Source organism: Myxococcus qinghaiensis (assembly GCF_024198215.1).
GTDB lineage: Bacteria > Myxococcota > Myxococcia > Myxococcales > Myxococcaceae > Myxococcus > Myxococcus qinghaiensis.
On record NZ_JAKCFA010000005.1, the window covers coordinates 58,817 to 83,026 of the forward strand.

General features: G+C 70.3%; 16 protein-coding genes. 7 read left to right on the forward strand and 9 right to left on the reverse strand.

Features of this window, described 5'->3' with window-relative positions:
• Positions 1–7: 7 nt before the first annotated feature.
• The 4 genes from LZ199_RS10190 to LZ199_RS10205 all read right to left on the reverse strand — a co-directional run bounded on the left by LZ199_RS10190 (position 8) and on the right by LZ199_RS10205 (position 4,384).
• A complete protein-coding gene (locus LZ199_RS10190; protein WP_253993461.1) occupies positions 8–868 on the reverse strand; it encodes a hypothetical protein in 861 nt (286 codons plus the stop codon).
• A 17-nt stretch (positions 869–885) separates the two neighbouring features.
• Positions 886–1,572: an RNA polymerase sigma factor gene (locus LZ199_RS10195; protein ID WP_253993462.1), complete on the reverse strand. Its 687-nt coding sequence runs from the start codon at positions 1,570–1,572 to the stop codon at positions 886–888.
• A 13-nt stretch (positions 1,573–1,585) separates the two neighbouring features.
• Positions 1,586–2,806: an RCC1 domain-containing protein gene (locus LZ199_RS10200; RefSeq protein WP_253993463.1), complete on the reverse strand. Its 1,221-nt coding sequence runs from the start codon at positions 2,804–2,806 to the stop codon at positions 1,586–1,588.
• A 108-nt stretch (positions 2,807–2,914) separates the two neighbouring features.
• Positions 2,915–4,384 carry a DUF4397 domain-containing protein gene (locus LZ199_RS10205; protein WP_253993464.1) on the reverse strand — a complete coding sequence of 490 codons (1,470 nt, stop codon included), beginning with the start codon at positions 4,382–4,384 and terminating at the stop codon, positions 2,915–2,917.
• 212 nt (positions 4,385–4,596) lie between these two features.
• Here LZ199_RS10205 and LZ199_RS10210 point away from each other — a divergent pair, with 212 nt between their 5' ends.
• Together LZ199_RS10210 and LZ199_RS10215 are read left to right on the forward strand one after the other, a co-directional pair.
• Positions 4,597–6,624 (forward strand): S9 family peptidase, encoded by a 2,028-nt coding sequence (locus LZ199_RS10210; protein WP_253993465.1) that lies wholly within the window; start codon positions 4,597–4,599, stop codon positions 6,622–6,624.
• Positions 6,625–6,816: 192 nt separating this feature from the next.
• Positions 6,817–7,362, forward strand: a complete 546-nt coding sequence (locus LZ199_RS10215; protein WP_253993466.1) for a hypothetical protein — start codon at positions 6,817–6,819, stop codon at positions 7,360–7,362.
• 19 nt (positions 7,363–7,381) lie between these two features.
• Here the strand turns inward: LZ199_RS10215 and LZ199_RS10220 are convergent, their stop codons facing one another.
• Positions 7,382–10,090 (reverse strand): sensor histidine kinase, encoded by a 2,709-nt coding sequence (locus LZ199_RS10220; protein ID WP_253993467.1) that lies wholly within the window; start codon positions 10,088–10,090, stop codon positions 7,382–7,384.
• A gap of 231 nt (positions 10,091–10,321) precedes the next feature.
• On the opposite strand from LZ199_RS10220, the gene LZ199_RS10225 reads away from it, so the two are divergent.
• Together LZ199_RS10225 and LZ199_RS10230 are read left to right on the forward strand one after the other, a co-directional pair.
• Positions 10,322–12,283 carry a potassium transporter Kup gene (locus tag LZ199_RS10225; RefSeq protein WP_253993814.1) on the forward strand — a complete coding sequence of 654 codons (1,962 nt, stop codon included), beginning with the start codon at positions 10,322–10,324 and terminating at the stop codon, positions 12,281–12,283.
• A 579-nt stretch (positions 12,284–12,862) separates the two neighbouring features.
• Complete coding sequence (locus LZ199_RS10230) at positions 12,863–13,882, forward strand: hotdog family protein (RefSeq protein ID WP_253993468.1); 1,020 nt, start codon at positions 12,863–12,865, stop codon at positions 13,880–13,882.
• On the opposite strand, the gene LZ199_RS10235 is transcribed toward LZ199_RS10230, so the two are convergent.
• On the reverse strand, positions 13,883–14,464 hold the full coding sequence (locus tag LZ199_RS10235) for a TIGR02265 family protein (protein ID WP_253993469.1): 582 nt from the start codon (positions 14,462–14,464) through the stop codon (positions 13,883–13,885).
• 63 nt (positions 14,465–14,527) lie between these two features.
• The gene (locus tag LZ199_RS10240) at positions 14,528–15,265 is read right to left on the reverse strand and encodes a metallophosphoesterase (protein ID WP_253993470.1); all 738 of its coding nucleotides are present in this window, start codon (positions 15,263–15,265) and stop codon (positions 14,528–14,530) included.
• Positions 15,266–15,720: 455 nt separating this feature from the next.
• Here LZ199_RS10240 and LZ199_RS10245 point away from each other — a divergent pair, with 455 nt between their 5' ends.
• From LZ199_RS10245 to roxB, 3 genes are all read left to right on the forward strand, one after another.
• Positions 15,721–17,352, forward strand: coding sequence for a golvesin C-terminal-like domain-containing protein (locus LZ199_RS10245; RefSeq protein ID WP_253993471.1), 1,632 nt, complete (start codon positions 15,721–15,723; stop codon positions 17,350–17,352).
• 25 nt (positions 17,353–17,377) lie between these two features.
• The gene (locus LZ199_RS10250; RefSeq protein WP_253993472.1) at positions 17,378–18,460 is read left to right on the forward strand and encodes a TolB family protein; all 1,083 of its coding nucleotides are present in this window, start codon (positions 17,378–17,380) and stop codon (positions 18,458–18,460) included.
• A 186-nt stretch (positions 18,461–18,646) separates the two neighbouring features.
• On the forward strand, positions 18,647–20,710 hold the full coding sequence (gene roxB / locus LZ199_RS10255; RefSeq protein ID WP_253993473.1) for a rubber dioxygenase RoxB: 2,064 nt from the start codon (positions 18,647–18,649) through the stop codon (positions 20,708–20,710).
• Between the two features lie 15 nt (positions 20,711–20,725).
• Here roxB and LZ199_RS10260 read toward each other — a convergent pair whose 3' ends face one another.
• Both LZ199_RS10260 and LZ199_RS10265 read right to left on the reverse strand, forming a co-directional pair.
• Positions 20,726–23,107 carry a sensor histidine kinase gene (locus LZ199_RS10260; RefSeq protein WP_253993474.1) on the reverse strand — a complete coding sequence of 794 codons (2,382 nt, stop codon included), beginning with the start codon at positions 23,105–23,107 and terminating at the stop codon, positions 20,726–20,728.
• Positions 23,108–23,271: 164 nt separating this feature from the next.
• Entirely contained in the window at positions 23,272–24,141 is an 870-nt protein-coding gene (locus LZ199_RS10265) for a carboxypeptidase regulatory-like domain-containing protein (RefSeq protein ID WP_253993475.1), read from the reverse strand.
• Positions 24,142–24,210 lie beyond the last annotated feature (69 nt).

A 24,210-nucleotide genomic window follows, 5' to 3' on the forward strand; every position in this document is an offset into this window, starting at 1 on the left:
AGCGGGCTCATGGCTTCCCCGCGATGCGGACGCGGTGCTGCACGCGCACGACGTCTTTGACGGGCTCACCTCGCGCGGCGGCGAGCGCCTCGGACGCGCTGCTCGCGAACACGGCGGTCAGCTCCACCTCGCCCGTGTCGGGAAGCTTCGGCGTGAGGTCCAGCGCCGCCTCCGAGCCCGGAGATGCCTTCACCTCGAACGGCCCTTCCACCCGCAGGCCCTTCTCGGTGCGCACCGTCACCACGACATGCGTATAGGGCGCACCGACTCCCGCGGCGAACGCGAGCGCCGCACCGGCCGGACAGTCACCCTGGCCTCGGACCTCCCGAAGCTCCGCCTCCTCGGGGACGCAGAACAGCCGCAGCACCGGGGCACTTTGTCCCTCGCCACGCGTGCCCCACTCCCTCGTCGTGTCGCTCGGCAGGCTCAGCCACAGCAACCCCGCCGCCGCCATCAAGCTGACCACCCACGCGCCGCCCACCTGCCCCAGCGACGGCGCATTCCAGGTCTGAAGCACCCACGCCCACAGCCGTCGCCCCGGACTCCACGCCCCCTCCAGGTACTCCTTGTGCAGCCGGTCCGCGCGCGCGGCCTGTCTCGAGGACTCGGACGACACCTCCCCCTCCACGGCGGCGAGGACGGCGAGCAGTCCGCGCGACTCGAGCGACTCCAGCTCCCCCGGCGTGGGCTCGGTGACGGTGTCGCGGGCGAACATGCGGCGCAGGTTCATCACCCGCTCGTAGCGCGCGCCGCACCGGGCACACCCCCGGGCATGACGCAGCACGCGGGTCCACTGGCGCGGAGGGAGGACGCCCTCGTTGGCGAGGTGGACGAGCTGTCGGTCCACGTGTGGGGTGAACAAGGCCATGGGAGGACTCACTCGGGTCAGGGCACGAAGTGGGGGAAGAGCAGGGCCATCACCGCGGCCGTGGCGGCGGCGGAGGGCAGGGCATTGGGCGCGTCAGCGGTGAGCCAGCCCTCCTCGACGAGGAAGTCGGTCATCGCGCGGCGCAGCTTCGTCTCGCGCGTGCGCAGCTCCTGCCGAGACAAGCCGAGCACCAGGCCCGCGCGCTCCTGGGACAGGCCCTGCACGAAGCGCAGGTCCGCGAGCCGCCGCGTCGCCTCGTCGAGGCCGGAGAGAAAACGTTGCACCAGCTCGCGCGTCTCCGCCTCCAGCGCGCGGTCCTCGGGAGAGGGCGAGTTGCTCGCCAGCCGCTCCGCCGTCGGCGTGTCATCCAGCGTCACCGCCTCGCGAGCGATGCGCCCCGCCGCCCTCAGCACATCCACCGCCGCCTGCCGCGCCAGCGCATTGAGCCAGAGGGAGTACGGCCGCACGCCGTCATACGTGTGCCGGGCCTGCTCGCGGAACGCGCGCACGAAGGTCTCCTGGTGCGCGGCCTCCAAATCCAGCGGTCCCACGCGCGCCAGTCCTCCAGGTCCTCGCGACACGTACGTGCGCGACAGGAACCGCGCCACATGCCCGGAGTAGGCCCGGTACACGCGAGTCAACGCTCCCGGCTCTCCCCGGCGAAAGGCCTCCAGCAACAGCGGGTCTTCCTTCAGCAGCGACATGCCGTCCTCCCTCTCAGGGGACCCCAAGCCCCTGGACCACGGCCGGCGCCACGCGGTCCGACTGCGTCCCATCACCCAACTGGCCCGCGGCGTTGTCGCCCCAGCACCGCACCTGTCCGTCGCGCATCACCGCGCAGGTGCTCGTCACTCCGGCGGACAGGTCGACGACGGCGCCGCCCAGGGCCGTGACTTCCACGGGCGCCGGGCGGTGGATGAGCGTTCCATCGCCCAGTTGTCCTTCTTCATTGCGTCCCCAGCAGTGCACGCGCTCTTGCGCGTCCAGCGCGCAGGTGAACTCATTGCCCGCGCGCACCTGCCGCATGGTGGACGGCAGCTCCAGCGGCCGCACCGGAATGGTTCTGTCCAGCGCGGTGTCATCCCCCAGCTCGCCGCGGTCATTCCTCCCCCAGCACTCGATGTCGCCCGTCCCCACGCGCGCGCAGGTGTGTCCCAGGCCCGCCGTCAACGCGCGCACGGGGCCCGTCAGCCCTCTCACCCGCCCCACTCCTGGCTCGGGCGTCGGACTGGTGAGGCCATTGCCCAGCGCGCCCTCCGAGTTGTCCCCCCAGCACCACGCCTCGCCATCGGTGGTGGCGGCGCAGGTGTGTCTGGCGCCCGCCGCGAGCACGGTGAGGTTCTCGGGAAGCCCCAGCACCTGCACGGGCCGGGGCGTTTTTCCCACCAGCTCCCAGCCCAGTTGGAAGAAGTCGTTCGCCCCCCAGCACATCACCTGTCCCCCCGCGTGCAGCGAACAGGAGTGCGCCAGGCCCACCGCCACCGCCACCACGTTGGTGCCCGCGCCCGGCACGTCCACCGGCTCCAGTGACGCCATCGTGTTGCCGTTGCCGAGCTGCCCCAGGGAGTTGTCCCCCCAGCACTTCACGGTGCCGCCCTCCACCACCGCGCAGGTGTGCTGCCCCCCGGCGGCAATCGCGAGCACGCCCGAGCCCAGTCCCCGCACGCCCACCGCCGAGGCTCGCAGCGCGCGCGTCCCGTCTCCCACCAGCCCCGTGCCGCCCCAGCACCGCACGCCGCCCGTCTCCAACAGCGCGCACGCGTGCTGGCTGCCCACCGACACCTGTCTGGCCAGGCCCCGCTGCCCGGTGTCCGTGTCCGGGTCGGGGCACGAAGCGCCGTCCTCGTCGCAGCCCGGGTCCGTGGTGCTCCGGATGGGGTCCAGGCACGCGCTGGTCGACGCGAGGAGCAGCACGAGGAGGCCAACGCGATGCTTCATGGGGCTCGGCTCTCGAGGAAAAAGACGAGCGGGCACCGCGAAGTCAGTGGCTTCGCGAGGCCCGCCCTGGTGCCTGGGTATTTCTGGGACGAATGTGCTGGGAAAACGTTACGGGAGCGGATGCACGTTGATTGCGCTCCACGGCGAAGTGCTCGTGTCCACCAACACCAGACGGAAGCCCGCCTCGTTTTCTCCAGACGTGGGAGAGAGCGCGCCCGCGGCCACTGCGAAGACGCCCCGGCCCACGAAGGCGGACGTGTCCAACTGGAAGCGGGCCACCGGTGAGCGCTCGGAGGCCGTGGAGGCCGACACCCCCACCACCAGCGTGTTGAGCGGGGGAATCGCCGCGCCCTCCGCCGCCGAGGCGCGGCGATAGGTCACGTCATTGAAGGCCGCGTTCGTCGGGACGACGCCACCCTCCAGCGGGCCCACGTCCACCATGGGCGCGTCGGGAGAGGCGTGGACCACGCGCAGCCTCAGGTTGTTCGCATCGGACGCGAAGCCGTCGGAGAACGCGAGCAGTTCGAAGGTGGAGTCCGCCGGGTCGTCCCTGGACGGACTGAGGAAACCCCCGGCCAGCGCCAGGTAGCGCTCTCCGGCCACCAGCGCGGGCGTGGCCCTGGAAGCCGCGGGCGCACTCGCCGGACGCGTGCCGCCGGCGACGTTGGCGAAGAAGTCCAGCGTGTAGCTGCCCGGAGGCACCTGGATGGGAGTGGACAGCTCGCCGAAGGTGAGGTCATCCACCAGCTCCGTGGTGCCCACGAAGACGTCCACCGAGGGCGCATCCGGCGAAGCGTGCAGCGCATAGACGACGGGGTTCTGGCGGACCAGGCCGACGCCCGCCGCGAGCAGGCCGAAGCCGGCCGGAGCGCTCGGCTTCTGCGAGAGCTGTCCGGTGGCGATGACGAACACCTCTCCGCGCGAGGGAAGGGCGGGCACGGTGAAGGACGTCACCTTCGCGTTGGTGGCCGTGCGGATGCCCACCTGGAGCGACTGGCCAGAGGCCAACTCCACGCCCGTGGCGCCCGTGTCCTGGAAGCGCTGCAGGCCGGTGACTTCCGAGGAGCCGTCATCCCCCACGTCGATGGAGACGGTGGGCGCGTCCGCGCCCGCGTGGACGATGCGCACTCGCGCCTTGCCGTCGGCGGGAGGGTTGAAGCCCTCGGTGAGGGGCAGCACACGGAAGGCACGCGCCGCATCAGGAGAGACGAGCAGCCCCGCGGCCACCGCGCTCACCGTGTGGCCCGCGCCCAGCACGAGCGGCCCGGTGGAGTAGACGGGTGCGGAGGAGGCCGCCGCTCCCGCCGCGCGCACCTGGACGTTGTACGTCCCCGTGGGCACGGTGGCGTAGGCGGTGGTGTCGCCGTACTTCACGTTGGTGAAGAGCGGCGTGGCCTGGCCCTCCGCGTAGATGTCCACGGCAGGGGCGTCCGAGGACGCGTGGATGACGCGCAGCTTCGCCTGGGTGGACGGCGTGTCGTCGGGCGGCGTCTCATCCTCTCCGCAGCCGGCGAGGGTGGACAGCGTGGCGGCGAGCGCCGCGGTGAGGCAGCGGTGACTCCAGGGGCTCTTCGGCATGTCGCACTCCAGGGGTGTGCGGCCGTCGCCCGAGGGAGCGCGACCGCGTTTTCGGGAGCCCCTTACGAAACGAGCCGTGAAACCTGGTTGGTCCCCCGTGTCGGATTCGGCGCGTCGGCGGACTGTCCGCTCGCGAGCAATCAACGGGCCGGCGATTGAATGACGCGGTGCGGGCAGGACAGCCGGAACGCTGCTGGTAGCGTGCGCGCACCATGAACCCTGGACTGCTTCCTCTCGTCGTGTCCCTGCTCGCCGCGCAGGCCCCCGCGCCCGCTCCGGCGGCCCAGGCCCCCAAGCCCCAGGCAGCCGCCAGCAAGCCCTCGCAGGTGCCGGGAATCGCGCCGCTGCCCGGCCAGCCCAACCTGTGGGTGAGCAATGTGCCGCCGGTGCCGGACGCGTTCCGTCAGCGGATGGAGCAGTACCTGGAGGCTCGCTCCGCGGCGCTCGTGGACATCAGTGATGACGGCAAGCAGTTGCTCATCACCACGCGCTTCGCCGACACGAATCAGCTCCACGTGGTGGAGACGCCCCTGGGGGCGCGCACGCAGCTCACCTTCGCGAAGGAGCCCATCAACAGGGCGGTCTTCCAGCCCGGCGATTCGAACGTCATCTACTTCCTGCAGGACAAGGGCGGCGGGGAGTTCTTCCAGGTGTTCCGCCTGGACAGGCGCACGGGGCGCTCGGAGCTGCTGACGGATGGGAAGAGCCGGCACTCGGACGTGAGCGTCTCTCCGGATGGCCGGTGGCTGACGTACGGCGGCACGGGGCGCAACGGCAAGGACACGGACGTGTACGTGGCGCCCACCGCGCAGCCGAAGCAGGCCCGCCGCGTCACGGAGCAGGAGGGCTCCTGGGAGCCGATGACGTTCTCTAACGACGGCTCCAAGCTGGTGGTGGCGCAGGCGCGCGCCATCGACGACGTGGACCTGTACGTGGTGGACGTGGCCTCCGGCGCGCGTCAGCGAATCACGCCCCAGGAAGGCAAGGGCGGCGTCACCTCCGTCGTCTTCGCGCACGACGGCAAGAGCGTGTACCTGGCGACGGACCGCTACAGCGACTTCTCGGAGCTGTACCAGGTGGCGCTGGACAAGGCGCCGCCCACCGCCGCGCCGACGTCGCTGACGCAGGCCGTGAAGTGGAACGTGACGGGGCTGGCCTTGTCGCCGGATGGCCGCAAGCTCGCGGTCTCCTTCAACGAGGATGGCTTCACGAAGGTGTCGCTGCTGGACACGCGCACCAGGGCCCTGTCTCCGTTGGACTCGCTGCCCCGGGGCGTGGCGTTCGGCATGGGCTTCCCGCTGAAGCGCTCCGATGTGCTGGCGCTGACGGTGGGGGATGCGAAGAGCCCCATGGACGTGTGGACGGTGGACTTGAAGTCGCGCAAGCCGACGCGGTGGACGCGCTCGGAGGTGGGCGGGCTGGACACGAACACCTTCGTGGAGCCCACGCTGGTGCGCTACCCGTCCACGGACGGCGTCCAGGTGCCGGCGTTCCTCTACCTGCCCAAGGGCGCGACGGGGAAGGTGCCCGTCATCGTCAGCTTCCACGGCGGCCCGGAAGCGCAGAGCCTGCCCACGTTCAGCACCGTCGCGCAGTTCGCCACGGCGGAGCTGGGCATGGCGGTGCTGGTGCCCAACGTGCGCGGCTCGGATGGCTACGGCAAGGCGTACCGGGCCATGGATGACGGCGTGAAGCGCGAGCAGAGCCTCGCGGACATCGGCGCCACGCTGGACTTCATCGCCTCACGCAAGGAGCTGGATGCCTCGCGCGTGGGCGTCTCCGGCGGCTCGTACGGCGGCTACATGACGCTGGCGTCGGTGGCCTTCTATCCGGAGCGCTTCAAGGCCGCGGTGGACGTGGTGGGCATCTCCTCGCTGCCCAGCTTCCTGGAGAACACGCAGGCGTACCGCAGGGACCTGCGGCGCGCGGAGTACGGCGACGAGCGGGTGCCCGAGGTGCGCAAGGTGCAGGAGCGAATCTCTCCGCTGGGCTCGGTGGCCAGGATTCGCGCGGCGCTCTACGTGCAGCAGGGCGCCAATGACCCGCGCGTGCCGCAGTCGGAGGCGGAGCAGATTGTCCAGGCGGTGCGTCAGCGCGCGCCGGACGTCTGGTACATGCTGGCCACCGACGAGGGCCACGGCTTCCAGAAGAAGGCCAACCGCGACTACGCGCAGATGACGACGATGCTGTTCTTCGAGAAGCACCTGGGTGCGCCCCGGGGTCCCGAGGCCGCGAAGTAGCCGCGAGCCGACACGGCGGCACCCCTGGGGGAGGAGCGAGCAGGCCTCTCCCAGGGGAGCGCGCGCGGACGGGCGGGTCTCCCTGAGTCCGATGCAAATCCGAGGGGTTGCGGCGCGACGCATGACGCCGCGGTATGAGATGCGCAGACTGACGTTCATGGGAATGTCAATCCAGGACGAGGAGCTTTCCCGATGAAGCGCTTTCTGAGCCCGCTGCGGCGGGGTGTACTGGCGGTGGCAATCGTATTGGGGGCGGGAGTCGCTGTCTCCGCGCCGAAGGAGGACGCCATCAACCTGCGAATCGCCCGGCAGCAGTACAACCTGGTGATGACCTCCGAGAACGTGACGGGGCAGGACTTCCAGCTGGCGCGGACCGCCAACGGGCTGCGCGGGCAGACCTACCTGGGCGTCGTCGACGTGAAGTTCAAGGAGGGCGAGGTGAAGGGCTCGCTGGGCAGCGCCCTCGTCAACCTCAAGGTGAAGCGGGACGGCGACACGGTGGAGGCGGAGGGCGGCTTCGGTGGACGTCCGGCGAACGTGAAGCTCGGCAAGGATGAGCTGAAAATCTACATCCGCGACTGCACGTACCGGCTGAAGGCGCGCGAGCCGGGCCGCTCCTACGCGGGCAAGCGCAGCTGCGACACGTCGCTGGTGCCCGAGTCGGAAATCTGGCTGCCGGACGAGTTCCTGGCCGCCAGCCCCGAGGAGAAGGTGGCCCTGCTGCTGCTGGCGCTGTGAGTCGAAGGGCGCGGCGGTTTCAGCCGCGCGTGCGTGGCAGCTCCACGGTGAAGGTGGAGCCCACGCCCAGCACGCTGCGCACGGTGATGTGGCCGCCCATGGCCTCGACTATCTGGCGGGAAATCCACAGGCCCAGGCCGAAGCCGCCGTAGTTGCGCTCGGACACGGCGCGCTCGAAGCGGTGGAACAGCCGCGACAGGTGCTCCTCGCCAATGCCGATGCCGCCGTCGCGCACCTCCACGCGCACCCTGGCCTCGTCCTCCACCAGCGCCACGTGCACCGGGTTGCCGCGCCCGTACTTCACCGCGTTGCTCACCAGATTCGTCAGCACCTGGTCGATTCGCAGCTTGTCCCAGAGCCCCGGTGCCTCCGGCGCCAGCTGTAGCTCCAGCCGCGTGCCCGTGCGCTCCGCCTCCGGCTCGAAGCGCTCCACCACCTCGCGCACCAGCGCCACCAAATCCAACGGCTCCGGGCTCAGCTCCAGTCGCCCGGCGCTGATGCGGGACACGTCCAGCAGGTCGTGGATGAGCTGCGTCTGCCTTTTCACCTGGCGGTCCACGACCTTCAGCGCGCGCTCCAGCCGCTCCGGCGTCAGCCCGGCGGGGGCTCGCGCCAGGCCCGCGAGCAGGCTCTGCACCTGGAGCTGCAGCGCGCTGATGGGCGTCTTCAGCTCGTGGCTGGCGATGGAGAGGAACTCCTCGCGCAGCCGGATGGCCTGACGCGCCTCGCGATACAGGCGCGCGTTGTCGATGGCCAGCGCCGAGCGCCGCGCCAGCTCCTGCGCGAGCGCCAAATCCTGCGCGTCGTAGTCCCGCCGCGAGGTGACGAAGCTCAGCGCGCCCAGCGTCTGCCCGCGCACCTGGAGTGGCACGCACAGCCAGGAGAAGCAGCTGTCCGCGCCGGCGGGGCGCACGCACTCCGGGGCGTCCTCGCTCATGCCCGTGCGCAGCTCCGCCTCGCCAGAGGCCACCACGCGCGCGACGACGAGCAGGCCCGGCGAGGGCTGGCCGTCCAGCGCGCGGTACTCCGCGCTCGCATGGGCCGCTGCCACGCACTTCACCTCGCCGTCCTCGTCCGCCAGGAACACGCCGCAGCACTCCGCGTAGGACGGCACCGCCAGGTGCGCCACGCGCTCCAGCGTCTCCTCCTGCTCCAGGCTCGTGGCCAGCACGCCGCCCGCCTCGGCCAGGAAGCGCTGCGCCGCCTCGCTGCGGTGCCGCTCGGTGACGTCCACTGCCATGCTCAACACCTGCTCCGCGCCGCCCGCGGAGGGCTGCACCAGCGCCGTCCACAGCGCGACTTGAAGCGGCGTGCCGTCCTTGCGCCGCCGCTGCATCACCGCGCCGCCCAGCGACTCGCCCCGGCCGGCCTTCTCGAGATTGCGGCGGAACTCGTCGTGCTTGCCCTCGGGCACCACCGGCAGCACGGTGCCGAGCACCTCCTCCTCCGTCCACCCGAAGATGCGCTCCGCCGCCGGGTTCCACATCCGCACCGTGCCGTGGATGTCCACCAGGATGATGGAGGCGGGGGAGGCCTGGATGATGGCCGCCAGTCGCTCGTTGGCCTCGGCCAGCTCCGCGCGGGCGCGCTGCTCCTGCTCCAGGAGCCGGGCCCGCGCCACCGCCTGCGCGCCGTGGTGGGCGAGCAGCTCCAGGAAGGCGCGCTCGTCCGCGTCGAACACGCGCGCCTCGGAGAAGGCGAACAGCAGCACCCCCAGCGCGCGGCCCTCCACCAGCAAGGGCAGACACACCGATGACGGCGCGGGCTTGCGCACCACCCGGTGCCGCGTCTCGTCCATCTCCGGGTAGCGCTCCGCCAGCTCCTCCGGCGACTCCAGCCACACCGGCCGCGCCTCCAGCAGCGCCTCCGTCATGGGCCCCCGTCCGTCCAGGGGCAGGACACCGAAGGCCTCCATGAAGGAGCGCGGGTCCTCGTAGCCCGTGCACCTCAGGAGCCGCGCGTGTCCGGCGTCCAGCCGCCACAGCGCGCCGCGCGCCGCGCCCACCGCCTCCACGCCCTGCTCGACGATGACCTCCGCCACGCGCTCCGCGGACAGCACCTGGGACAGCTCCGCCGTCACGCGCTGGAGTCGAGACAGGCGGCCCGCGGCGACCTCCGCCGCCTGCCGGGCCTCCTTCTCCGCCGCGTACACGCGCGCCACGTCCAGCGCCAGCGCGGCCCGGTCCGCCAGCTCCTGGAGGAGCAGCTGCTCCCCCGCCTCGCCAGGGCGCTCCGCCGCCGGGTCCTTCCACACGGTGAGGGTGCCCAGGCTCCGGCCCCGCGCGCGCAGCGGCAGCACCATCAGCCGGGTGAAGGGGAAGTCCTCGAGGAGCCCATGCTGCTGCGGGGGCACCAGGCGGCGCAGCGCTTCCGGCTCCAACTCCGACAGCCACAGCGCCTCGCCGGTGCGCAGCACCTCATGGGACGGGCCTTCGTCCGCGCGCACGGCGGGCGGGCTGAGCGTCTGGAACAGCAGGCGGGCCTCCGGAGTGGAGGCGGCGGAGGCCACGGTGCGCAGCCAGAGCCCATCCTCGGACATGAGCCGCAGCGTGCAGGCGGCGCCGAGCAGCGGCACCACCAGCGCGCACAGCCGCTCCATGACGGCGGGGGGCTCCAGGCTGGCATCGGCGAGCACCCGCGACGCCTCCGCCAGCAGGGCCAGCCGCTCCTCCACCTCCGGGGCGTGGACCCCGAAGTGCCGCGCGTCTCCGTACCGGGCTGCTGCCATGTTCGATTGCGCCCCCGCTCACGCGGCATGGGAGCACGGGAAGGCGGGCAGGGGATTCCCCTGAAGGCGCCCCCCGGCCCTCCGTCATGGCTAACCAACATACGTCCAGTCAGGACTGTTCTTTGGGGACGCCCGCTCCGTCGCACACCGACGGGCGGAGGCAGCGGGCCTCACTCAGTCGCACATGGACCTACCCAAGCGTTGGAATCCACGGAGCGTCGCTCCGCGTCCATTGCTACCCCCAGGCGTTCGGTTAAAGGGGGGACCGTGAAAGCCACCACCACCGGAGTATCGGGCGGCGAGGCGGTTCGGGAAGGCCCCGACTCCCTCAAGCGCACGGCACTCCTGGCCCTCGGGGCCCTGGGCATCGTCTACGGCGACATCGGGACGAGCCCCCTCTACGCGCTGCGCGAGTGCTTCACCGGCCCGCACGGCATCCACCCCACGCCGGAGAACGTGCTGGGGGTGCTGTCGCTCATCTTCTGGTCCCTGCTCGTCATCGTCTCCGTGAAGTACCTCATCTTCGTGATGCGGGCGGACAACCGGGGCGAGGGCGGAATCCTCGCGCTGATGGCGCTGGTGATGCAGCGGCAGAAGGGACAGCAGGCGCACACGGCCCGTCCCGTGCTCATCACCCTGGGCATCTTCGGTGCGGCGCTCCTCTATGGCGACGGCCTCATCACCCCGGCGATTACGGTGCTCAGCGCGGTGGAGGGCCTCAGCGTGGCCACGCCCGTGTTCGAGCCCTTCATCGTCCCCATCACCCTGGCCATCCTCGTGGTGCTCTTCCTGGTGCAGCGGCACGGCACGGCGGGCATCGGCGCGGTGTTCGGCCCGGTGATGTGCGTGTGGTTCTTCACGCTGGCGGCGCTGGGCGTGAAGGAGCTGGTGCACAACCCCGCGGTGCTGGGCGCGCTGTCTCCCACGCACGGGGTGATGCTCTTCGTGCACAACGGCTGGCACGGCTTCCTGGTGCTGGGCGGCGTGTTCCTCGTCGTGACGGGCTGCGAGGCGCTCTACGCGGACATGGGCCACTTCGGGTGGAAGCCCATCAAGCGCGCCTGGTTCTTCGTGGTGCTGCCGGCGTTGATGCTCAACTACCTGGGCCAGGGCGCGCTGCTCCTGCGTGACGCGAGCGCCGCGCGCAACCCCTTCTTCCTGCTGGCCCCGTCGTGGCTCTTGTACCCGCTGGTGGCGCTGTCCGCGGTGGCGGGCGTCATCGCCTCGCAGGCGCTCATCTCCGGGGCCTTCTCGCTGACGCGCCAGGCGATGCAGCTGGGCTACAGCCCACGCATGGAGGTGGTGCACACCTCGGCGGAGGAGATGGGGCAAATCTACCTGCCGGGCATCAACTGGGTGCTGATGGCGGGAGTCTTCACGCTGGTGCTGACGTTCCGCTCCTCCAGCGCGCTGGCGTCCGCGTACGGCATCGCCGTGTCCACGACGATGGTCATCACCTCGTTCATGGCCTACGTCGTCGCCCGCGAGCGCTGGGGCGTCAGCCGCAAGCTGGCGATGCCGGTGGCGGGCATCTTCCTCACGGTGGAGCTGGCCTTCTTCAGCGCCAACGCGATGAAGCTGGCGGACGGCGGCTGGTTCCCGCTGCTGCTCGCCGTCGCCGTCTTCACGCTGATGACGACGTGGAAGCGCGGGCGCGACATCCTCGCGGCCAAGCTGCGCTCCTCCAGCATCCCCCTGAAGGAGCTGCTGGGCAGCTTCGGCGACCACCCGCCCGTGCGTGTGCCGGGCACCGCCATCTTCATGACGGGCAACGCGGAGGGCACGCCGCCCGCGCTCCTGCACAACCTGAAGCACAACAAGGTGCTTCATGAGCAGGTGGTGCTGCTGACGATTCAGTCCGAGGACGTGCCCCACGTCCCCGCCGCCGAGCGCGTGGAGGTGGAGCCCCTGGAGCAGGGCTTCGTCCGCGTCGTCGCCACCTACGGCTTCATGGAGAACCCCAGCATTCCGGACGTGCTCAAGCGCTGCCGCGAGAAGGGCCTCCAGTTCCAGCTCATGGGCACCAGCTTCTTCCTGGGCCGGGAGACGCTGATTCCCACCAAGCGCCCCGGCATGGCTGTCTGGCGCGAGGCGCTCTTCGCCTGGATGAGCCGCAACGCCCGCAGCGCCACCGCCTACTTCCGGATTCCCCCCAACCGGGTGGTGGAGCTGGGCAGCCAGGTGGAGCTGTAGCGAGTCGTACCTTCCCGGCCCCGTCCATCCGAGGGGCCGGGGCTTTCATCTGGAGCACTCGCGGCGCGCTGGAGCGCTTTTCCCGCCAGGCCACCTCCCGACAGGTGAGGGCCGCCGCGGAAAATGCCCCGGAAATTCCCCGGGCGGAAAACCCGCTCCGCTGGAAATGGCGTCCACCGGCCTGGAATGGGTGGCTGGACTGGAATCCTGCCGGTCCACCATCACTTTCCCTACGGTGTCCAGAAAGACGCGCTGCGTCTGAGGACCCAGTGAGGGTGTAACTCTGCGGAAACACGGCTGTGGCTGGGCCGATAATGGGGTGAGTTCAACCCCACTCGCCGTCCTGACGCCATGCGTTGAGTGTGGGTTTGGGGGGTCCTTTGACACACTCTAGGTGACACGGAGCGGTGATTTTATCCTGTCAGGGCATAAAATTACCTCTGCACTGGCAACTTCGAGTCTGTTTGTGCGATGATATTTCCACCGGACAGAAATAATCCTGTACGGATGAAAGCCCGCTCGCTTACAGTGCTTTCAGGTGTCGCGCACAACCCCGTGTCCGAACTGAGGTCATCCCCCATGCTCGACGTCGCCTCCTCGATCCTCTCCTCCGGCCTCTCCTCCTCCGCGCCTTCGGCGACGCCCTGGACTGAGCAGCCCCTGCGCGACTGGTCGAACCTGGCCCCGCACACGGTGCTGAGCGCGCAGGAGCTGTACCCGCGGATCTGCGTGCGAGACCCGTACTTCGCGCTGAAGGACGTGACGGTGATGGGGCAGGGCGAGGTGGTGGCGCGAATCCCGGTGCAGCAGGACCCGGACGCGGAAGCGGGCCTCATCGGAATCGCGGAGGCGGGGCGGCACCTGGCCATTCTCGGCTCCTGCGCCTCGGCGCTGGTGACGCCCAAGGACGGGCAGCACTTCTACCTGGCGTGTGGCGCGCGCGGTGAGTGGCTGCGCCGCGAGCCGATGGCGCGCTCCACGGACCTGCTCTGGGGCCTGGCGCAGGCGAGCTTCACGGGCAAGCGCACCGCCACGGCGCGCACGCTCCTGTCCGCGCCGGACGGCACCCCGGTGTTCCGCCTGGAGGTGGACTACAACGTGCTGTCCGCCGCCGCCTTCACCCGCCTGTTCGGCGAGGCCCGGGTGGACATGCGCCGCGAGCCCCGTCGCGAAGACAACGTGCAGCGCACCCCGGAGGAGTGGGCGCGCCTGCGGCAGAACCCGTACGGCAAGGCGCTGGCCCTGCGCGACTGGCGCCCGGACGGTGAGAGCCTCACCGCGTCCCTGGGCCCCGTCACGGCGGAGATGTGCAAGGGCCACTTCGCCCTGCACCCGGTGATGCCCGTGGCCATTGTCGCCAGCGGCATGACGCGCGTCGCGACGACGCTCCTGCGCAAGCTGGAAGGCGCGCCGTGGGCCCGCGTGCTCGCCAAGAACGTGAACCTCAAGGCGGACAGCCTCGCGTACGCCGGTCAGATGGTGACGTTCGGTGCCGTGCGCCGCTCGCACGAGGGCGCCGACCACGTCTTCTCCTGCCAAGCGTCCGTGGGCGAGCGCGTCGTCGCCGAGCTCGACGTCACCTTCGAGCGCGTGGAGTAATCACTCCCACGTGATGTCGTAGTCCACGCGGTCGATGCCCTGTGGATGGGCCTTCGCCGTGCCAGTCAATCCCAACACCTTCAATGCGCCGGTGAGAATGCCCTCGTGATACGCGGGAGGCAGCATGTCTCGACGTACCCTCAACGTGCCGGATTTGGGTCCCGTCGTCACATACTCGCGGGTGCCGTACGTCACGGCCGCGCTGTAGCCCATCTGCGCTCCGGAGAAGAGCTTCTGCGGGTCCCCCCGGGAGATGATGCCGAAGATGAGCATCCCCGGGCCGGTGGAATAGCGTGTGACATTGGACTCGCCGCACGCGTGATACACGACGTCCTCAGGCCCCATCTCCTGCTCCAGCGCGTCCGCCGCGACATAGAGCAGGTGGAGGAACTCCTGCACCGGATAGGTGCGCAGGTCCGAGTAGTCCTTCGCCAAATCACCCACGCGAAGCGTCTCCAGCGCGGCCAGTCCCGCCCGCTGCTGGACCATGCTGAACACCGCCTTGAAGAACAGACCGCGTACCGCGTCGCCGGGCTGGGTGGCCGCGAGGCGCTCGGCGAGCTCGGCTTTGTTGGACGGCATGTCTTTGAGCTCCTGCTCCGGCCCGTGCTCCGATGACGGAAGCACGTTCAGCTTAACCACACTTCACACCTCGTCGAGCAGCATCGGCTTGAAGCCCGCCGCGTCGCACGACGCCAGCACGTAGCGCACGCCCGCGCGCTCTCCGGTGAAGCCCGCCGGGATTCCCGTCGAGTGCAGGTGGCCGTACACGCAGACCTTCGGCTTGAACGCCTCGATCGGCTCGCTGAACGCCGTGGGCTTCTCGTTCGCGTACAGCGGAGGGAAGTGCACCGCGGCCACGCGCACCAGCGGCGTGCGGCTGGCTGCCTCCTTCTTTTTCGCGTCCTCGATGGACGTCGCCAGCCTCCGCGTCTCGCGCTCCACGTAGCCGTCGTTGACGGGCTCGTCCCCCATCTCCCCGCCGGGCATGGGAGGCGCCTCGGGCGCGGTCCACAGTCGCGTGCCGGCAATCACCCACGGCCCCATCACCGCCGCGCTGTTGTGCAGGAACGCCTCCAACGTGCGGAATGGCTCCAAGAGCTTGCGCAGCTTCGACGCCGAGTCGCCCCACCAGTAGTCATGGTTGCCGCGCACCAGCAGCTTGCGTCCCGGCCGCGCGTCCAGCCACGCCAGGTCCTCCATCACCTCGTGCGCGCGCGTCGCCCAGGAGATGTCTCCCGCGACGATGACCACGTCGTCCGGCCGCACCATCTCGTCCCACGCGCGCTGGAGCGGAAGCGGGTGGTCCGTCCACCCGAAGCGATGCATGTCCTTCTTTCGAGTGGAGGGCAGATGCGTGTCGCCGATACCGAAGAGCCGCATGCGCCCCCTCATACCGGATGATTCGCCTGTCGGGCGCCCCAGAACTCCGCGCGCCCCAGGCCCTCGCCTGCCTCCCCGGCAAACCCCCGCCCGCCGCCCTCAATCCGGCCCGGGGATAAAAGACGAGGAATACGAGAAATATCGTAAAATCAGTTTACGCCGGGGCTGTCTCGAAATGCGCCACTGCGACAAGGACGGCCATTCCGGGGGTGGGTGGAAGTAGGCTTGATGTGGGCGTGCTCGTCATTTCAGTGGGTTGAAGTGTTCACTTGGATTTTGGGGAGCGGGGTGGGGGGCGGAGAGGTGGAGCATGGATGCTCCACCTTGGGGCGCGCCTGGGGGTGGAAAGCGGGGTTGGCGCGGCTGGCATGCATGCTGCTCAAGGGCCCGCGCTGCGCCGCTCCCGTGGACGGGGGCGGACCGAAGAGCTGCTGACCCCCTCGAAGGAGCTCCCCATGCACGTGTTGTGGAAGACGTTCGCGGCCTCTGCCGCGGCCCTGGCCCTGTCCGCCTGCGGACCGCAGCCAGAGGCGCCGCCGCAAGAGGCCCCCCCGGCTTCGACGGAAGTCCCCTCGGGTGCGGCGGATGACGCGGCCCGCGCGGTCGCCGATGCGGCCCGTCGTACGCCGACGGAGCTGGACGCGCTGTTCGCGCAGGCGGCCAAGGAGTTCGACGTTCCGGTGAGCCTGCTCAAGGCCATCTCCTATACGGAGACGCGCTGGGAGCACGTGAAGGGCGAAGAGGAGTTCGAGGGCCGTCCCGCGGCGTTCGGTCTGCTGGCCCTGCGCGGCGCCAAGGTGACGGACGGCGCGGCGCTGGCGGGTGTCTCCGCCGAGGCCGTGCGTGAAGACAGGCTGGCCAACCTGCGCGCTGGCGCGGCGCTGCTGTCGAAGTACGCCACCGAGGCGGGCATCGACCGGAACGACCTGGGCGCGTGGGCGCCGGTCGCGGTGCAGCTGACGGACATCACCGACCCGGACGTGCAGGCGCACTACATCCACAATGATGTGTACGCGGCGCTGCGCGAGGGCGCGGGCGCGTTCACCCCCGAGGGCAAGGTGGCGGTGTCGCTGGACGGCGCCCAGGTGGAGGCGAAGTTCGCCCTGCCGAAGATGCAGGCGCTGGCGGCGGGTCCGGACTACGCGGCCTCCATCTGGCGCGCGTCGCCCAACTTCAACGCCCGTCCCGCGGGCACCAACGTGTCGATGATTGTCATCCACACGTGTGAAGGCGGCTATGCCGGGTGCTGGGGCTGGCTGGTCAACTCCGCGTCGGGCGTGAGCGCGCACTACGTGGTCAACGAGAGCGGCAGCGAGATTTCGCAGCTCGTGCGTGAGTCGGACCGCGGCTGGCACGTGGGCGCAAGCTACGCCTGCAGCCTGAACGGCAGCGTGGACTGTGGCCTCAACGGCGTGTCGGTGAACCACTTCTCCGTGGGCATCGAGCACGGCGGCTTCGCCAGCCAGACGTCCTTCCCCGCGGGCCAGATTGACGCGTCGGCGAAGCTGTCCTGCGACATCACCCAGGGGCAGGGCATCACCCGCGACAGCTACCACATCGTCGCGCACGGCCGGCTCCAGCCGTCCTCGCGCACCGACCCGGGTCCGAACTGGCCGTGGAGCAGCTACATCGCGAAGATCAAGAGCTACTGCGGTGACGGCGGCACGCCCACGGGCACCATCATCGTGGACAGCCACAACGCGAACAACGACTCGACGAAGGCGCGCACGGACGTGCCGGCGACGTGGGCGGCGGGCACCAGCGCGGGTTACTACGGCAGCGGCTACTACTACGCCTCCACGCAGCCCATCTCCGAGCCGGTGGTGTTCAACTTCTACATGGCGTCCGCGGGCTCGAAGACCATCGACGCGTGGTGGGTGGCCGGCACCAACCGCGCTCCGGCGGCGCCGTTCATCATCAGCCACACGGGTGGCGACAGCACGGTGACGGTGAACCAGCAGGCCAACGGCGGCGCGTGGGTCGCCCTGGGCACGTACAACTTCGCTGCGGGCTGGAACCAGGTGAAGCTCAGCCGCTGGACGACCGAAGGCTACGTCGTCATGGCGGACGCCATCCGGGTGCGATGACGTGAGGAAGCAAGGCCGAGAACGGATGCCGCGTTCCTGGCCGTGGCGAGCGCGGTGGAGTCTTGCCGCGCTCGCCGTGCTCGGCGTCGGATGCTCCGGCCGGTGTGGCGGAGCGTCGGGCGCCGGGCCGCTGTCGAAGGAGGAGGCACGCGCCATTCCGGGCGTCGTGGTCTTCCTGTCGGAGCGGGCGGGACAGAAGGACGTGTGGCAGGTGAGTCCCGACGGGACCCAGACACAAATCACCCGAGGCCCCGAGGACGACTACCCCGGCCCGGTGTCACCGGACGGGAAGTTGCTGCTGGTGGTGGCCGTGCGCGAGCAGGGTGGGATTCAGTTCCAGCAGCTCCGGGTGCAACCCCTCGCCGGGGGAGACGCGGTGCCACTGCATGCCCCCAGGGCCCGCGCGCGCAACGCGAGCTGGGCGCCGGATGGCTCGTGGCTGGTGGCGGAGTCGGACGCCCAGGGCTTCAGCGACCTCGTCCGTCTGGAGCCGCGCGAGGGCGCGCCGGAGGTCCGACTGACGCAGGTGAAGGAGGGCTGCTTCGAGCCCGCCGTCTCACCGGACGGCAAGGAAGTGGCCTTCGTATGCAGCCGCGAAGGCGACCCCGAAATCTACGTGACGAAGGCGGATGGAACGGAGGAGCGGCGGCTCACCGCCTTCCACCGCGAGGACCGCTCCCCCATGTGGAGCCCGGACGGGCAGTGGCTCGTCTTCGTCAGCGACCGCGAGGAGAAGGAGCGGCTGTACCTGGTGCGTCCGGATGGCTCGGACCTGCGCGCGGTGTCGGGGAGCGGCTTCGCCGGCGACGAGCGCGAGCCGACCTTCAGTCCGGATGGCCAGCGCCTGGTGTACGTGAGCCGTCTGCCGGAGGGCCTCAGTCGCCTCTGGATGGTTCCCTTGGCGGGCGGTGCGCCGGTGGCGTTGACGGACGGCAAGCACCGCGACGACATGCCGGCGTGGAGCCCCGACGGGAAGTACCTGGCCTTCACCTCGGAGCGCGAGGGCAACACGGACGTGTACCTCATGCGCGCCGATGGCAGCGGCCAGACGCGGCTCACCACCGACAAGGCACCGGACTGGCTGCCTCGCTGGGTGGCGCGCCGCTGAACCCACGAACGTGATTCGCGCATGACGCATGACCTCGGGTGGTGCGCCTGACGTCATGCGTCATGCGCAGCGCCCCCGCAGGCTCGTCCCCCGGGCCGCCCGGGTATTCGTGTTTTCTCGTATTGACGGTCTGTCAATAAGAACTCATCGTTTCGATGGCGATGTGCCACGAAGCAGGAGGAGTTCATGCCCGTCGAGAGGATGCCGTTCGTCGAGAGCAGGGCCGCCGTGCCGTTCGTTCGCATGTTGTCCGTCCTGGCGGCGCTGGCGGCGCCGGGTGCCAGTGCCGCGACTGACTTGCTGGGGAGCAGTCGCGGTGGCTCGGTGCAGTGGGAGTTCTGCTACGGCAAGCCGGACAGCGCGCTTTTGCCAGCGGACCCTCGGACGCTGGTGCAGCCCGGCATCAGCGAGGGCCGGGCGGTGCACTTCAACGCTTACTGGAAGAACTGTCATGTCGACCCGGAGGCGGTGCAGGAGGAGGGGCCGGCGCGGACGTGTGGCCAGCTGCGGGCGCGCTTCACCCATGGCGAGGGGCTGCTGACCAACGGCCATCCCGGCGTGGGCGTGCTGTTCACCGGCACCGACTACACGGTGCCCGAGGCGGCGTTCGGCATCGCCACCTTCTCCGCGGCGCAATACAACGAGCTGTGGCGCGTCTGGGGCTTTCCCTTCCGTCCCGACAACTTCGACGCCCTGGTCTCCCAGCGCTACGGGTCGGGGTTGAGCACCGAGCGCAATCCCTATCCCCTGCCGGGGCAGCTCCCGAAGCTCTCCAACGGTGGGAGCGGGCAGCTTCCGCAGATGCTCACGCAGCTGCGCAACCCGGACGGAAGCTGGAGCGGCCGCATCGGCGTCACCTGTCACGCCTGCCACAGCGGCGTGGTGGGCAAGCCCGGGGACGGCGCGGGCCTCGGGGTGCAGGTGGGCGGAGGCAGCAGCCTGGCGGACCTGGACTTGTTCCTGAGTGACTTGTTGCCCCTGGGCTACCCGGCGTCGCTGGCCACGTTCCTGAACCTCAACCGCACCCGTGGCACCAACAACGCCAGCGACATCAACCTCGCCTTCCTGTTCCCGGACGAGAAGCTGCTGAGGCCTTCGGAGGTGATTGGCCTCATCAACTCCGGGTCCACCGCCGGAATGGACACGCCCGCCTGGTGGAACATGGGGCACCGGCCGGTGAAGTTCATCGACGGCGTCTTCCCGATGGATGCGCCGCGCGTGGACATGGTGTTCTACACGCCGTTCATCGGCCTGTTCGGAAGCGCTGGTGGGCCGTTGAGCGAAGCGGGACAGGACTGGATGCGGGACAACGGCCCGGCGCTCAACACCTGGGTGGAGTCCCTCAAGTCACCGCCCTATCCGCTGCCCATCAACCAGACGCTGGCCGAGCAGGGCGCGGTGTTGTTCCACACGCTCGACATGTGGGCACCGGCGCGTGGCAACACCGTGTCGCGGCCGCAGGGCAACGGCTCGTGCGCGAGCTGCCACGGGGCCTATGCGCCTCGCTACGTCAAGGACCCGGCCTTCCTCGCGACACCGGCCTTGGAGGGCATGGCGAGCTACATCACCCCGCTGCGCATCATCGGCACCGACCCGGTCCGGGTGAACACCAACAACGCGGCGGTGCAGACCGCGGGCGCCAAGAACTTCTTCGGCTATCCCTCGACGGCGGGCACCGCCAACGACTGCGGTCCGCAGAACCAGCCGCACATCCGAGGCAATCGCGAGCTCGGCTACCTGGCGCCGCCGCTGTACGGGGTCTGGGCCACCGCGCCGTATCTGCACAACGGCTCGGTCCCCAACGTGTGGGAGGTGCTCAAGCCCGCGGACCGCAAGCCCATCTGGCGCCGGGTCTCCGCTCCGCCGCGCTGGGACCAGCCGCTGGTCGTCATGGGCTTCGACACGGACCTGCAGCGCGCCTACGACGCCACGAAGCTCGGCTGGAAGTACGACACCATCCCTTGCAAGTGGCGCGGGCCGTTGAACCCGGCGGTGTCTCCGTACATCAACTGCCAGCCGGGGGATGAGTTCACCACGCCCCTGGCTCAGGAGCTGATGAACGTGCTCTTCAGCAACCTGGTCGTCTCCTGGAACATCCTCTTCCCGCCCACCCGCACGCGGCAGCAACTGGAGGACCGGAAGATCTTCAACTCCAACGCCTTCGGCCAGGACAACGGCGGACACGAGTTCAACGCCGTGCTCACCGACCCGGAGCGCCTGGCCATCATCGAGTACCTCAAGACGCTGTGAGCCCTGACTCGGGCCTCACTCGAGGCCCTTGGGCCCGGGCCCCCCTGGACGACGGGGGGGCTCGGCACCCGGAGGGGCCGTGGGCACGCTGAAGCAGAAGGTGGCGCCCCGGCCCGGCTCGCTCTCCACCCAGATGTGGCCGCCGTGCGCCTCGATGATGAGCCGGCAGATGTAGAGTCCCAGCCCCAGCCCTTGCGTGTCGGACGCGCTGCCCTGTCGCGTCCGGTAGTACTTGTCGAAGACGTGCTCGGTGTCCTCTCGCGCGAGCCCCGGGCCTTCGTCCCTCACCGACACCACGACGCGGCCCTCCCGCATTGCCGCGCGCACCAGCACGGGCTTGTCGTGCGGGCTGTACTTGGCGGCGTTGCCCAGCAGGTTGGCCAGCACCCGCTCCAGGCGGCGCGCGTCCACCCACGTCAGGGGAAGCGGCGTCGCCACCTCCAGGCGGAAGCGCTCGCGCAGGTCTGGAGGGACGTCCCGCTCCAGCACGTCCTCGAGGAAGCGCGCCACGTCCGTCGGCTCGCGGCGCAGCTGGATGCGGCGGGACTCCAGGCGCGAGCCCTCCAGCAGCTCTTCAATCATGGAGCTCATCCACTCCACGTTGCGGAGGATGGCGTCCGTGAGCGCCTCCTCGCGCGAGAGCCGCCGCTCCTTCAGCTCGCGCAGCAACATGCTCGCTCGCAGGGTGATGCCCTGGAGCGGGTTGCGCAGGTCATGCGAGATGAGGCTCACGTACTCCTCGCGCAGCCGCTCCAGCTCCCGGTGGGGCGTGAGGTCATGGCCGGTGATGACCACGCCGCGCTGCTCGCCTTGCGCCCCGAACACGGGCGCGGCGGTGATGAGCAGGGGAGTCATCACGCCATCCGGACGCGCGATGGTGATTTCAACCGGGCCCACCACCTTGCCCGTCTTGGCCGCCAGCGTCGAAGGCAGCTCCGCCATCTTCATCGGCCGTCCATCCGGATGGCGCAGCCGGCTCAGGTAGGCGCCGCGCTTCGTGTTTTCGGGAAGCGGCCCGAGCATCGTCTCCGCGAAGGGGTTGGCCACCAGCGTCCCCAGCCGCGGGTCGCTGAAGAGCACCCCCACCGGCGCGTGGTTCAGCACGGCCTGGAGCAGGCCCCGCTGCACCTCCGCCTCCTCGCGAGCGGCCTGCAGCCGGGCGATGGCCTGCTCGCGCAGGGTGACGTCGCGGAGCACCGCGAGCAGGCTCTCACCCTCGGGGCCGGACACGCGGCGCAGGCGGGCCTCCAGGGGCACCCGGGTGCCGTCGGCGCGCAGGCCATAGAGGGCCCGCGCATCCACCGCGCCCCCCAGGCTGTGTCCGCCGAAGAGCCCCTCCGGCACCAACTGCTCCACCTCATGGCCCAGCAGCGCCTCGCGCGGGTGGCCGAACACGCGCTCCGCCTCCGCGTTGACGAAGCGCAACAGCCCATCTGAGTCGACGATGAGCAGCGGCTCCGGCGTCGTCTCCAGCAGGCTCCGGTAGCGTGCCTCGGAGACCTCCAGCGCCGCGGTGGCGCGCCGTCGTCCCGCCTCCAGCGTGTCCAGGGCTCGCGCGGACAGCAGCACCAGCACCGCGCCGCCCGCGCTCAGCAGGGTGGCGAAGAGGGGGAGCTTCGCCTCACGCCCGAGCAGTCCCTCCAGGCTGAGCAGGGCCAGCGTCGCGCCCAGGAGCGACGGCCCCAGGAGCGCCACGGGAACCAGCCGCCGCGCCAGGAAGCCGCCCAGGGTGTCCCGCGTGATTCTCCCCGCGAGGCCCCGCTCCGGCCGCAGGCAGAGCAGGCCCACGCCCAAGAGCAGCACCGCCAGCGCCGTGTACAGGCCCATGCCGCGCCGCGGAGGAAAGGACTCGCCATCCTGCGCGATGAGGGGACCGAACAGCAGGCCGTTGAAGCCCAGCAGCGCCACCAGCAGCGCGCCCATGACGAGCGCGTCCCGCCACGCCTGTCGCTTCCCCGTGCGACCCGGTATCAGCAGGGCGAGGCCCAGGAACAGCACGCACAGCGGCGTGAGAGGCGAGGGGCGAATCATCGCGCTGAGGACACCGAACGTCCTCGCGAGGAACGCCTCCAGCGCCAGCGGCAGGCCCGTGACGACTTGCAGCAGGCTGACGCAGGCGATGAGGCACATGCCCACCGCGCAGAGGGCGGACAGCAGGCGGCGCACCCGGGAGGGGCGGGCGGGCAGCCGCAGTCCGAGCGCCACGCCTCCAAGCACCAGGGCGACACCCGTGCGAGGCGCCGTCATGGGCAGGCCGGAGACCTCCGGCCACGCTGAGTGCGCCGCGAAGGTCCAGCTCGCCAGGGAGAGCAGCCCCAACAGCGAAGCGCCCGCCGCCGCGACCCAGGCGAGCGCGCGGGCCATGGCCTGGCTCTGGGCCCTCCAGGTCCGATTCATCGGCGTCCCCCCGGAACGCACGGGTGCTTTCGTCGAGGGCGGGTGGCCGCGTCACACGTGACGGCCCGCTGCCTCGCTCCTCACGCACCTGTCCGGGACATGGATGCGCACGCGCGCCGCATCCGGCGTCGCACGGCGGGGCAGGCTGCCCGCCCGAGTGCCGCTCAACGGGAGGCAGGCGGATGGAGCCCCGGATAGAGGGTGAGCACCAGCCCCCAGCCGGGTGCGACGGCCACGTTGCGCGCCACGTAGGCTTCCTCGCCCTCCACGCCCAGCCGGAACGTCTCCGCGTCCCCGGCGGTGTGCACGTAGAGGAAGAGGCCGTCCGCGGACGTGCCTACCTGGTTGACGCCGCTCAGGTCCGCCGTCGGATAGTAGATGCGCTCCGCCAGCTCGCCCCGGTCCGGCACCACGCGCACGCCGGCGCGAGGCTGACCGTTCTCGTCGACGACGCGCCCCAGCGCGAAGCCCGCTTCGCGAAGCGTGTGGGCCCGGTCCTCCGTGTGGCCGCGCAAGAGCGGCTCCCCCATGGCGGTGCCCAGCGCGTCGTGGAAGGACTCCGGCAGCGCCCAGGCACTCGACTCGATGACGTCCGTGCGAGGACGGGCTCCGGTGAAGACGCTGTCGTAGACGACGGTGACGGTCCGCACGAAGCCGGGCCCGCTCAGGCCCACGGCCAGCCCCTGGTGCACCTCGCGCACGGGGACCTCCGTCACCGCGAAGGCGCCGTCCTCCTCGAGCACGCCCGTGCCGAAGGTCGCGTTGACGTCATTGACCGCCACCCGCAGCGGCTCCTCGACCAGGATGGGCATGCCGCCAAGAGAGGGCACAGGCTGGCCCAGCGCGGTGAGCAGTCTCGCGGCCTCGGGCAGCACCTGGGCCTGTCCGCTGACGCGGATGCGCAGGTTTTCCAGGTCCACCGACTCGGCGTCGTCGGTCTGGAAGCCGGGGTCCGGAGCAGGGCCACTGGAGCCGCAGCCGGACGACGCGAGCCCGAGAAGTACACAGGATGCCAGCAGGAATGGGCGCTTCATCGCACGGCAACATTTCCATGCCCCCTCCGTGCGGCAATCCACCCGCGAACGCTCCGTCCCCTGTCCGAC

Bases quoted from the DNA above. Each gene is read 5' to 3' on its own strand.
- LZ199_RS10190 (WP_253993461.1), bottom strand. From the start codon at position 868: ATGGCCTTGTTCACCCCACACGTGGACCGACAGCTCGTCCACCTCGCC.
- LZ199_RS10195 (WP_253993462.1), bottom strand. From the start codon at position 1,572: ATGTCGCTGCTGAAGGAAGACCCGCTGTTGCTGGAGGCCTTTCGCCGG.
- LZ199_RS10200 (WP_253993463.1), bottom strand. From the start codon at position 2,806: ATGAAGCATCGCGTTGGCCTCCTCGTGCTGCTCCTCGCGTCGACCAGC.
- LZ199_RS10205 (WP_253993464.1), bottom strand. From the start codon at position 4,384: ATGCCGAAGAGCCCCTGGAGTCACCGCTGCCTCACCGCGGCGCTCGCC.
- LZ199_RS10210 (WP_253993465.1), top strand. From the start codon at position 4,597: ATGAACCCTGGACTGCTTCCTCTCGTCGTGTCCCTGCTCGCCGCGCAG.
- LZ199_RS10215 (WP_253993466.1), top strand. From the start codon at position 6,817: ATGAAGCGCTTTCTGAGCCCGCTGCGGCGGGGTGTACTGGCGGTGGCA.
- LZ199_RS10220 (WP_253993467.1), bottom strand. From the start codon at position 10,090: ATGGCAGCAGCCCGGTACGGAGACGCGCGGCACTTCGGGGTCCACGCC.
- LZ199_RS10230 (WP_253993468.1), top strand. From the start codon at position 12,863: ATGCTCGACGTCGCCTCCTCGATCCTCTCCTCCGGCCTCTCCTCCTCC.
- LZ199_RS10235 (WP_253993469.1), bottom strand. From the start codon at position 14,464: ATGCCGTCCAACAAAGCCGAGCTCGCCGAGCGCCTCGCGGCCACCCAG.
- LZ199_RS10240 (WP_253993470.1), bottom strand. From the start codon at position 15,265: ATGCGGCTCTTCGGTATCGGCGACACGCATCTGCCCTCCACTCGAAAG.
- LZ199_RS10245 (WP_253993471.1), top strand. From the start codon at position 15,721: ATGCACGTGTTGTGGAAGACGTTCGCGGCCTCTGCCGCGGCCCTGGCC.
- LZ199_RS10250 (WP_253993472.1), top strand. From the start codon at position 17,378: ATGCCGCGTTCCTGGCCGTGGCGAGCGCGGTGGAGTCTTGCCGCGCTC.
- roxB (WP_253993473.1), top strand. From the start codon at position 18,647: ATGCCCGTCGAGAGGATGCCGTTCGTCGAGAGCAGGGCCGCCGTGCCG.
- LZ199_RS10260 (WP_253993474.1), bottom strand. From the start codon at position 23,107: ATGAATCGGACCTGGAGGGCCCAGAGCCAGGCCATGGCCCGCGCGCTC.
- LZ199_RS10265 (WP_253993475.1), bottom strand. From the start codon at position 24,141: ATGAAGCGCCCATTCCTGCTGGCATCCTGTGTACTTCTCGGGCTCGCG.